At 60.2% G+C, this 10345-nt stretch carries 10 protein-coding genes; 2 read left to right on the top strand and 8 right to left on the bottom strand.

The genetic code is table 11. The features are described from left to right. Positions 1 to 332: 332 nt before the first annotated feature. From ACP7B0_RS21995 to ACP7B0_RS21985, 3 genes are all read right to left on the bottom strand, one after another. Positions 333 to 1106 carry a MetQ/NlpA family ABC transporter substrate-binding protein gene (locus tag ACP7B0_RS21995; RefSeq protein ID WP_426143797.1) on the bottom strand — a complete coding sequence of 258 codons (774 nt, stop codon included), beginning with the start codon at positions 1104 to 1106 and terminating at the stop codon, positions 333 to 335. 65 nt (positions 1107 to 1171) lie between these two features. Next, the gene (locus ACP7B0_RS21990) at positions 1172 to 1846 is read right to left on the bottom strand and encodes a methionine ABC transporter permease (protein ID WP_426143795.1); all 675 of its coding nucleotides are present in this window, start codon (positions 1844 to 1846) and stop codon (positions 1172 to 1174) included. Next, positions 1846 to 2853 (bottom strand): methionine ABC transporter ATP-binding protein, encoded by a 1008-nt coding sequence (locus tag ACP7B0_RS21985; protein ID WP_426143794.1) that lies wholly within the window; start codon positions 2851 to 2853, stop codon positions 1846 to 1848. Before ACP7B0_RS21985 ends, ACP7B0_RS21990 begins: the two co-directional genes overlap by 1 nt. A gap of 367 nt (positions 2854 to 3220) precedes the next feature. Here ACP7B0_RS21985 and katE point away from each other — a divergent pair, with 367 nt between their 5' ends. Then, positions 3221 to 5368, top strand: a complete 2148-nt coding sequence (gene katE, locus ACP7B0_RS21980) for a catalase HPII (RefSeq protein ID WP_426143793.1) — start codon at positions 3221 to 3223, stop codon at positions 5366 to 5368. Between the two features lie 72 nt (positions 5369 to 5440). On the opposite strand, the gene ACP7B0_RS21975 is transcribed toward katE, so the two are convergent. Genes ACP7B0_RS21975 through ACP7B0_RS21960 form a run of 4 tightly spaced genes read right to left on the bottom strand, consistent with a single transcriptional unit; the run spans position 5441 to position 8255 of the window. Continuing rightward, the gene (locus tag ACP7B0_RS21975) at positions 5441 to 6157 is read right to left on the bottom strand and encodes a PA5502 family lipoprotein (RefSeq protein ID WP_426143792.1); all 717 of its coding nucleotides are present in this window, start codon (positions 6155 to 6157) and stop codon (positions 5441 to 5443) included. Positions 6158 to 6194: 37 nt separating this feature from the next. Continuing rightward, positions 6195 to 6983, bottom strand: coding sequence for a zinc ABC transporter permease subunit ZnuB (gene znuB, locus ACP7B0_RS21970; RefSeq protein ID WP_426143791.1), 789 nt, complete (start codon positions 6981 to 6983; stop codon positions 6195 to 6197). Then, entirely contained in the window at positions 6976 to 7773 is a 798-nt protein-coding gene (znuC, locus tag ACP7B0_RS21965) for a zinc ABC transporter ATP-binding protein ZnuC (protein ID WP_426143790.1), read from the bottom strand. Before znuC ends, znuB begins: the two co-directional genes overlap by 8 nt. Continuing rightward, on the bottom strand, positions 7773 to 8255 hold the full coding sequence (locus ACP7B0_RS21960; RefSeq protein ID WP_426143789.1) for a Fur family transcriptional regulator: 483 nt from the start codon (positions 8253 to 8255) through the stop codon (positions 7773 to 7775). Before ACP7B0_RS21960 ends, znuC begins: the two co-directional genes overlap by 1 nt. Before the next feature lie 67 nt (positions 8256 to 8322). Here ACP7B0_RS21960 and ACP7B0_RS21955 point away from each other — a divergent pair, with 67 nt between their 5' ends. After that, on the top strand, positions 8323 to 9246 hold the full coding sequence (locus ACP7B0_RS21955; protein WP_426143788.1) for a zinc ABC transporter substrate-binding protein: 924 nt from the start codon (positions 8323 to 8325) through the stop codon (positions 9244 to 9246). 144 nt (positions 9247 to 9390) lie between these two features. Here ACP7B0_RS21955 and ACP7B0_RS21950 read toward each other — a convergent pair whose 3' ends face one another. Next, positions 9391 to 10341: a homoserine kinase gene (locus ACP7B0_RS21950; protein ID WP_426143787.1), complete on the bottom strand. Its 951-nt coding sequence runs from the start codon at positions 10339 to 10341 to the stop codon at positions 9391 to 9393. Positions 10342 to 10345 lie beyond the last annotated feature (4 nt).

Below are 10345 nucleotides of genomic sequence, written 5' to 3'. Positions count from 1 at the left end.
AACTCAACGACCAGACGAATAGCTTCGGCTTTTTCTTCGGCAGTAACGACCCGAAATCCCATGATGCTTCCTTAGGTTGATACTCCTACATCATGGTCCATAAATATTGAGCCACAACAGCTTGCTCGCGATTCGATATTCAGACGCCCCCAATATTGACTGACCCGCCGCCATCGCGAGCAAGGTGGATCGCCACCCCGGTAGCTCCTACGGGAAATGCGGTGCGTCAGTCGATACGACGGCCCTTATAAAGCTATCGCTGCCTCGCGCTGCTCGTGAGCTCCTACACATGTTTTGTAGGCGCTCACGAGCAGCGATCGGGTGACTTCACATCAAAACGCTGGAACCACGGCGCCTTTGTACTTTTCGAGAATGAACGCTTTCACTTCCGGGCTGTGCAAGGCAGCCACGAGTTTCTGGATAGCGTCGGCATCCTTGTTTTCGGAGCGAGTCACCAGAATGTTGGCGTACGGCGACTCTGCACCTTCGATGATCAACGCATCCTTGGTGGGGTCAAGCTTGGCAGACAGCGCGTAGTTGGTGTTGATCAACGCCAGGTCAACCTGAGTCAGCACCCGTGGCAACGTGGCGGCTTCCAGCTCACGGAATTTCAGGTTTTTCGGGTTCTGCAGCACGTCCTTCGGGGTGGCCAGGATGCTGGTCGGGTCCTTCAGGGTGATCAGGCCGGCCTTGGCCAGCAGCAGGAACGCACGGCCTTCGTTGGTGGCATCGTTGGGGATAGCAACGTTGGCGCCATCGGGAAGGTCGGCCAGGGATTTGAGTTTGTCCGAATACGCACCGAACGGTTCGACGTGAACCTTGGCGACGCTGACCAGATCAGTGCCCTTACCCTTGTTGAACTCATCCAGGTACGGCTGGTGCTGGAAGAAGTTGGCGTCCATGCGCTTTTCCGCCACTTGCAGATTGGGCTGCACGTAGTCGTTGAAGACCTTGATCTGCAGGTCTACGCCTTCCTTGGCCAGGGTCGGTTTCACGAACTCCAGGATCTCGGCGTGGGGAACGGCGCTGGCGGCGACGGTCAGGGTTTCATCAGCGTGCGCGGACAGCGCGGCAACAGCAGCAAATACGGCCAACAGCTTTTTCATGGATCAACTCCTTTGAGCGCCCGCCGTATGGCGGGCTTTTGCTGGTTGAGTACCAGCCAATTCAGTTATCGGTGCGAGTAATGCGCGACCAGTTTGTCGCCAATGGTTTGCAGGATCTGCACCAGCACCAACAGCAATACGACCGTGACAAACATCACATCGTTCTGGAAGCGCTGGTAACCGTAGCGAATCGCCAGATCACCCAGACCGCCCGCGCCCACGGCACCGGCCATTGCGGTAAACGATACCAGCGCAATGGCGGTCACCGTAATGGCCGCCAGAATGCCGGGACGCGCCTCGGGCAACAGCGCCTTGACGATGATCTGGCGGGTGGTGGCGCCCATGGCCTGAGTCGCTTCGATGATGCCTTTATCCACTTCACGCAGGGACGTTTCCACTAGTCGCGCAAAGAACGGCGTGGCCCCGGCTATCAGGGGCGGCAAGGTGCCCAGGATGCCCAGCGATGTGCCGGTGATGATCTGCGTCAGCGGCATCATGACGATCAGCAGAATGATGAACGGCAAGGCGCGCAGCAGGTTGACCACCACTGAGAGCACCGAATACAACGGTTTGTTTTCCAGCAGTTGGCGCGGCGAAGTGAGGAACAGCAGCACCCCCAGCGGCAGGCCGAACAGGACGGTGAAGCCCAGGGACACCACCAGCATGTTCAGGGTGTCGCCGGTGGCGATCCAGATTTCCTGCCAGTCGACGTTGGAAAACAGTTCGATGAACGCTTGCATCAGCGCAGCACCTCCATGTGAACATCCGCGGCGGTGAAGCGCGCGAACGCGGCTTCCATGTCGCCGCCAGTGATGGCCAGTGTCAGTTGCCCATAAGGGGTGTCTTTGATGCGGTCGATGCGACCGGCCAGGATGCTGTAATCGACGCCGGTTTCCCGTGCAACCGTGCCCAGCAGCGGCGCGTAGGTGGCCTGGCCCTGGAACGTCAGGCGAACGATGCGGCCTTCGACATGGGCGAAGTCATCGCGTTGCTCGTTTTCATCGACTTGCTCGTGTTCCTGAACAAAGCGCTTGGTGGTTGCGTGCTGCGGGTGCAGGAACACATCAGCCACCGTGCCCTGCTCGACAATCACACCGGCATCCATCACCGCTACGTGATCACAGACCCGGCGGATCACGTCCATCTCGTGGGTGATCAGGACGATGGTCAACTTCAACTCGCGATTGATCTCGGCCAGCAATTGCAGCACCGACGCCGTGGTTTGCGGGTCCAGTGCGCTGGTGGCTTCGTCGCACAGCAGGATTTTCGGCTTGGTGGCCAAGGCGCGGGCGATGCCGACGCGCTGTTTCTGGCCGCCGGACAATTGGGACGGGTATTTCTTCGCATGATCGGCCAGGCCGACCCGCGCCAGCAGTTCGGCGACACGCTGGTCGATCTCGCGGCGGGACATATCGCCGGCCAGCGTCAGCGGCATGGCGACGTTGTCGGCCACCGTCTTGGAGGCCAGCAAATTGAAGTGCTGGAAGATCATCCCGACCTGCTGGCGAAAGCGCCGCAAGCCGTTGGCGTCCAGCGCCGTGACGTCTTCGTCATCAACGATGATCTGCCCACCGCTTGGGGTTTCCAGGCGATTGATCAGGCGCAGCAACGTACTTTTGCCTGCGCCGGAATGGCCGATGAGGCCGAACACCTGGCCGTCTTCGACACGCAGGCTGGTGGGGTGCAGGGCCGGGATTTCCTTGCCTGCCACCCGATAGGTTTTGTGGACGTTATGAAACTCGATCACGTAGCGAACCTTGTGGGGCGCGGTAAAAAAATCAGCGCAGTGGCAGGACGCGCACGGGCTGCTTCGCATCGGCTGGATAAGCCGGGCGCGCATTTTAGCCTGTCCGCCGTGAGGTATTTAGCATTTATTTCATAAGCGACCTTTCAAATTGGAATAAGCCGATCAATGGTTTCGCCAAAAACGGGCCCGCAGGATTCCGGCTACCGGCCGACCGAAGATCGGAAAAATCACGGAACGGGTCATTTTTTCCTCGGTCACTCAATGAGCAAGGTAATTCCCCCAGGTTCTGTTCAAGGGGGACTTCCAATTGTCTTGAGCCCTGCCGAATCGAGCATACGGGCCGTTTTAACCGAGGAGCTCTTGCCTGATGGCTACTGAAAACACACCCCTGACACCCAGCACCCCAAGCGAACTGGCGGGCACTGATACGCTCGATCGCGGCAACACCAATGAAAAGCTCGAGAGCCTTGAGCAATTTCGATCCGACGCTACCCAACAGGCGTTGCGCACCAATCAGGGCGTAAAGGTCTCGGATAACCAGAACACCTTGAAAGTGGGTGCACGCGGTCCTTCGCTGCTTGAAGATTTCATCATGCGCGAGAAGATCACCCACTTTGACCATGAGCGTATCCCGGAGCGTATCGTCCACGCCCGCGGCACCGGTGCCCATGGCTATTTCCAGACCTATGAAAATCACTCCGCCTTGAGCAAAGCTGAATTCCTGCGCGATCCGGGCAAGAAAACGCCGGTATTTGCGCGTTTCTCGACCGTACAAGGCCCACGTGGCTCAGGCGACACGGTTCGTGACGTTCGCGGGTTTTCGGTCAAGTTCTACACCGGCGAAGGCAACTACGACCTGGTCGGCAACAACATGCCGGTATTTTTCATTCAGGATGCGATCAAGTTTCCGGACTTTGTCCACGCCGTGAAACCTGAGCCGCATAACGAAATCCCGACCGGCGGCTCCGCCCACGACACGTTCTGGGACTTTGTTTCCCTGGTGCCGGAATCCGCGCACATGGTGCTCTGGACCATGTCCGACCGTGCCATCCCGAAAAGCCTGCGCACCATGCAAGGTTTCGGCGTGCACACGTTCCGCATGATCAATGCCGAAGGCAAGTCCAGCTTCGTCAAGTTTCACTGGAAACCCAAGTTCGGCACCTGTTCGCTGGTGTGGGACGAAGCGCAGAAACTGGCCGGCAAGGACACTGATTTCCACCGCCGCGACCTGTGGGAATCCATCGAAACCGGTGATTACCCTGAGTGGGAACTGGGCGTGCAGATCGTGGCGGAAGAAGACGAGCACACGTTCGACTTCGACCTGCTGGACCCGACCAAGATCATCCCGGAAGAGCTGGTGCCCGTCACGCCGCTGGGCAAGATGGTGCTGAACCGCAATCCGGACAACTTCTTTGCGGAAACCGAGCAGGTCGCGTTCTGCCCTGGCCATATCGTGCCGGGTATCGACTTCTCCAACGATCCGCTGCTGCAAGGTCGTCTGTTCTCGTACACCGACACGCAGATCAGCCGTCTGGGCGGGCCGAACTTCCACGAGATCCCGATCAACCGTCCGGTTGCGCCGAATCACAACGGCCAACGTGACGCACAGCACCGCACCACGATCGACAAAGGACGTGCAGCTTACGAGCCCAACTCCATCGATGGCGGCTGGCCGAAAGAAACACCGGCCGGTCCGGTGGATGGCGGTTTCGAGACGTATCACGAGCGCGTCGAGGCGCACAAAGTGCGTGAGCGCAGCGAGTCGTTTGGTGATCACTTCTCTCAGGCGACGCTGTTCTTCAACAGCATGGCCCCCCATGAGAAAGAGCACATCATCGCGGCGTATAGTTTCGAGCTGGGCAAAGTCGAGCGTGAACACATCCGTGCGCGTCAGGTGAACGAGATTCTGGCTAACATCGATATGGAGCTCGCCACCCGTGTTGCCGCCAATCTGGGCCTGCCTGCGCCGAAAGCCGCTACGGTGCCCGCCAAGTCGACTTCCATCCAGGAATCGCCGTTGCTGAGCCAGGCCAACCTGCTTTCCGGCGATATCGTTTCGCGCAAAGTGGCCATTCTGGTCGCCAATGGCGTAGACGATAAGGCCGTGGCCGCGATGAAAGCCGCGCTGGAAGCGCAAGGCGCTCACGCCAAGGTGTTGGGCCCGACTTCGGCACCGGTCAAAACCGCTGGCGGCGCAACGCTTGCCGTTGACGCGTCAATGGAAGGCCTGCCGTCGGTTGCATTCGATGCGGTATTCATTCCGGGCGGTGCTGATTCCATCAAGGCACTGAGCGGTGACGGCGTGGCGCTGCACTACGTGCTGGAAGCCTACAAGCACCTCAAGGCCATCTCGTTCAGCGCAGAGGCCAGGGATCTGGTGTCGTTGCTGCATCTGGACCTGGATGCCGGTCTGCTGGAAGTGACGGACAGTGCGTCGTTCAAGACGTTCTTCGATGCGATGGCCCAGCATCGGGTCTGGGCGCGTGAGCCTAAGGCCAAAGCCATTCCGGCTTAAGACCTTTGCGGCTGCTCCTATAGGTCTGCGCGATCTGTAGGAGCGACTTCAGCCGCGAGGCTTTATCGGTCTTTACAGCTGCGCGGGCTTCAACACGATCTGAGCCTTCTCATTGCGCTCGATCACGCGGCGCAGATCCAGCTCGAAATCAGGATTGATCCTGTTGACCCGCTTGGTCAGCAAGTGGGCCAGCCACGGGTAGTCTTCGGTGCGCGGTACTTGCACCACCACATCACAGTTGAACGCAACCGTATCGGCGGCAATCGCATCCAGTTGTCGACGCATCTGCTCTATATCGCTCGTTTTCAGAACAATCGTCGTGCTTTCGGCCGTGGGATCAACCAGTTTGGCGACACGTCGGGCTTCGGCTGCTTTCAAATCGGCTTCAGCTTTATCCAGCTCGGCTTTACGGGCGTGGGCAATGGCACCGTTGACGCCACTGGTCAGCGCCGGGGCTTTGGGCATCAAGGCGCGTGCGCGGCTGAGCGCCGTTGCCGCAGCATTCACATCGCCTTTTTGCAGCACGATCTGGCTGCGACTCAAATAGGCTTCTGCCAGTCGGCGCTGAAGCTGTTCCAGACGGCTGTCCGCAGGATCGGCGGCTTGCAGTGCCGCCAGCTGATCTTCGGCGGTTGCCAGTTCGTTGCTGGCGATGTTTTGCTCAAGCTGCGCAAACGCGTCGGGCGGCGCCTCGGACGTGGTCGCATCAACGGTGGGCGCGCTTTGGCACGCACCCAACAGGATGGAAAATGCGGCAAGCAGCAGATAACGGGATGCAAACGGCTTCATTCCTGCGATTCTCTAATTGCGCAAAAAACGAGCAAGTCTACACCGCCCGCTTGGGTAGAACAAAACTCAGCAAAAACAACCCTGCCGCCGACACCACAATTGACGGCCCGGCGGGGGTGTCCTTGAACCAGGACATGGACAGGCCAATACACACCGCAGCCACGCCGAGCACGCTTGCACCCAGTGCCATTTGCTCGGGTGAACGGGCGTGACGTTGTGCCGCAGCCGCCGGGATGATCAGCAGCGAAGTGATCAGCAATACGCCGACGATCTTCATCGCCACCGCAATCACCACCGCGATCAACAGCATCAGGGCCATGCGCAGCGCCGCCACGGGCAACCCTTCGACTCGGGCCAGTTCCTCATGCACGGTGATTGCCAGCAATGGCCGCCACAGCGCGATGATCAACACCAGCACCACCGCCGCTCCGCCCAGTATCCAGGCAAGATCTGTCGCGCTGATCGCCAGCAAATCACCGAACAGATAGGCCATCAGGTCGATGCGTACATCGTGCATGAAGCTTAGAACAACAAGGCCCAGTGACAAGGTGCTCGGCGCCAGGATGCCCAGCAGGGTGTCGGACGCCAGCGGCTGACGCTGTTGCAGGGTCACCAGCAGGATCGCCAGCAGCAGACAGCCGACGGTCACGGCGATGGTCGGGCTCACGTCCAGCAGGAAACCCAGCGCCACGCCCAGTAGCGCAGCGTGGGACAGCGTGTCGCCAAAATACGCCATGCGCCGCCAGACCACGAATGAGCCTAACGGCCCGGCCACCAGCGCCAACGCCAAGCCGGCAAGCAAGGCATACAGTAGAAAATCAGCCATGCTTGCAGCTATCTCCGTGATTATGATGATGGGTCGGTGGGGTTGGCCCGGCGGTGTCTTCAACCACGGCGCCATGCAGGTCATGGGCATGATCGTGATGGTGGTGATAAATCGCCAGGCTCTGGGCGTTCTTGCCGAACAGCTCGACAAACGCCGGATCGTGGCTGACGTGTTCCGGGTGGCCTGAACAGCAGACGTGGCGATTCAGGCACACCACTTGATCGGTGGTGCTCATCACCAGATGCAAATCATGGGAGACCATCAGCACGCCGCAGCCGTGACGGTCCCGCAGGCGGGTAATCAGGCTGTAAAGCTCGGCCTGACCGGCCACATCGACGCCTTGCACGGGCTCGTCCAGCACCAACAGTTCCGGTTCGCGCAACAACGCACGGGCCAGCAGCACGCGCTGCATTTCACCACCGGAAACACCCTGCAACGGGCTGTCGATGACTTTTTCGGCACCGACCTCGACAAGGGCGGCCAGGGCGGCGGCGCGATCAACACCCGGCACCAGACGCAAAAAGCGCAGCACCGACAGTGGCAAGGTCGGGTCTACGTGCAGTTTTTGCGGCATGTAACCCACGCGCAGCTTCGGCTTGCGCCAGACCGTACCGGCGTTCGGGGTTAGCAGGCCAAGTACGGCACGCACCAGGGTCGTCTTGCCCGCGCCATTGGGGCCAATCAGGGTCACGATTTCCCCGGGCTTGACGCTCAGCTGGATGTTTTCCAGAACGTTTTGCCCGGACAGCGTGACGCGAACCTGCTCAAGCTTGATCAACGCGTCGCTCATCAGGCCGCCTTGCAGCCGGAACAGACACCGACGATTTCAACGGTCTGGCCTTCTACTTCGAAGCCGACTTCGGCAGCGGCGGCAATGACCGCATTGCTGATGGCGGGGTGTTGCAACTCGATGGCGGCGTGGCATTCGCGGCAGATCAGGAATTGACCCTGGTGCGCGTGGGTCGGGTGATTGCAGCCGGTGAAGGCGTTGAGCGAGGCAATGCGATGCACCAGACCGTTTTCCAGAAGGAAATCCAGCGCCCGGTACACCGTCGGCGGCGCGGCGCGGCGGCCGTCTTCTTCGCTCAGGACCGCAAGGATGTCGTAGGCGCCCAAAGGTTTGTGACTGTGCCAGACCAACTCAAGCACGCGGCGACGCAATGCGGTCAGCCGCAAGCCTTTTTCGGCGCAGAGCGTATCGGCTTCAGCGAGGGCGGAGTGGACGCAGTGAGAGTGATCATGGGGACGACTGGCCAGCGGTGTTATAGGCATGAGCGGCGACGATATTTGTGAGAGACGTTATTATGTTACCCGTTCCCGCCGTCAATGAGTGACCCACGTGCACCGTCTTTTTGCTTTGCTCATCGCTTTATCGGCCAGTTTTCTGGCAAATGCCCCCGCCCAGGCCGAGGTCCGCCTCCTGACCAGCATCAAACCATTGCAGCTGATTGCAGCGGCTGTGCAGGACGGCGTCGGCTCGCCGGAGGTGCTGCTGCCGCCGGGCGCATCGCCGCACAATTACGCCTTGCGTCCATCCGACGTGCGGCGCGTCCAGGACTCGGATCTGCTGTATTGGATCGGGCCAGACATGGAGAGCTTCCTGCCACGAGTGCTGAAAAATCGTACGCTGCCTGCTGTCGATGTTCAGTCTCTGCCCGGCATGCACCTGCGCCATTTTGCTGCCGACAGCGCCTCCCATGAGGAAGAGGACCCGCAAGAGCACGACCATGACCACCGCCCCGGAAGCCTGGACGCGCATCTGTGGTTGTCGTCGTTCAACGCCCGGGTGATTGCCGCGAAGATGGCGGCGGATCTGAGCGTCACCGACCCGGCCAACGCGGCGCGCTACAACAGCAACGCCAAGGCATTCAGTGCCCGGCTGGATGCGCTGGACGCGCGGATCAAGGCCCGTGTCGCCGGCATTTCCGGCAAGCCGTATTTTGTCTTCCATGAAGCATTCGACTATTTCGAAGACGCTTACGGCCTTAAGCATGCGGGCGTGTTCAGCGTCGCGGCTGAAGTCCGGCCCGGTGCCCGGCATGTGGCTGCGATGCGTAAACAGCTGACTGAAATGGGCAAAACCTGCGTCTTCAGCGAACCGCCCCTGCGTCCGCGCCTGGCCGAGACCTTGACCGCAGGCCTGCCGGCGAAGCTGGCGGAACTGGATGCGCTGGGCAGCGATACGCCCGTCAACGCACAAGGTTACGAGCTGTTGCTGAGCCGGCTGGGTGATGACCTGGCCGGGTGCCTGGAGTCGCTTTGATCCAGGCATTGTTGGAACGAATCACTGAACCTGTTGGCGCCGAGCTTGCTCGCCAAGAACGATAACGCGGTGTATCTGGCGCACCGAGGCGTCTGATTTCGCGGGCAAGCCTCGCTCCAACGAGGTCCGCGCAGGTGGCGCTGTTTACAACGCAAACGGCAATGGAATATGCGTCTGCTGACGCTGTTCCAGGCGTTTCTGGAATTCCATCGGGTCGTGGATCAGCACGTCTTGCCCGGCGTTGGATTCTGCGGCGATCAGGCGGGACAGCCAGAACCGGACGCAGCCCACACGCAGCATAGTGGGCCACAGCTCGGCTTCGCTTGAATTGAACGGGCGCAGCGCGGCGTAGGCGCCGAGCATGGCCCGAGCGCGTTGCGGGTCGATCTGGCCGTCTTCGCGAGAGCACCAGTCGTTCAGCGCAATGGCCAGGTCATACAGCATCGGCCCGGAACACGCGTTATAAAAGTCGATCAGCCCGGTCAGGTGGGTGCCTTCGAACAGCGCGTTATCACGAAACAGATCCGCGTGCAGGTTGGCGCGGGGCAGCGCCATGATGCCTGGCTTAAGGCGTTCGATCTCCTCCAGCGCGTTTTTCAGCAGTTGACCGGGTGTCGGGTCAAGGTGCGAAACCAGCTCGGCACCTTCGGCCAGCATCCAGTCCAGGCCGCGATCCGTCTTGCGTTCCAGCACGTGCTCCCGGGTCGCCAGGTGCAGGTGCCCCAATAACTCGCCAATCTGTACGCAATGCTGAGTGTTCGGCTCGCTGATGTGCTTGCCCGGCAAGCGCGGCTGCAGCAGCGCCGGTTTGCCCGCCAGTTCGCGTAATGCACTGCCGTCAGTGGTGCGCAGTGCATAAGGCACGGGCAGATCCGCTTCGTGCAGAACATCCAGCAACTCGATGAAAAACGGCAAGTCCTGAATCGGCCCGCGCTCAATCAGGGTCAGGACGAACTCGCCCTGCTCCAGGCTGATGAAGTAGTTGGTGTTCTCGCTGCCGGCGGCGATGCCTTGGAAATCGCGCAAACGGCCTAGCCTGTAAGGGGCGAGAAAGGTTTCCAGCTCGGGCCGAGCAAGGGGTGTAAAAACGGACATATCA

This window comes from Pseudomonas sp. DWP3-1-2 (assembly GCF_049896285.1).
Classification (GTDB): Bacteria; Pseudomonadota; Gammaproteobacteria; order Pseudomonadales; family Pseudomonadaceae; genus Aquipseudomonas.
Note: the sequence above shows the minus strand (reverse complement) of the source record. Positions and strands in the feature narration are given on the sequence as shown.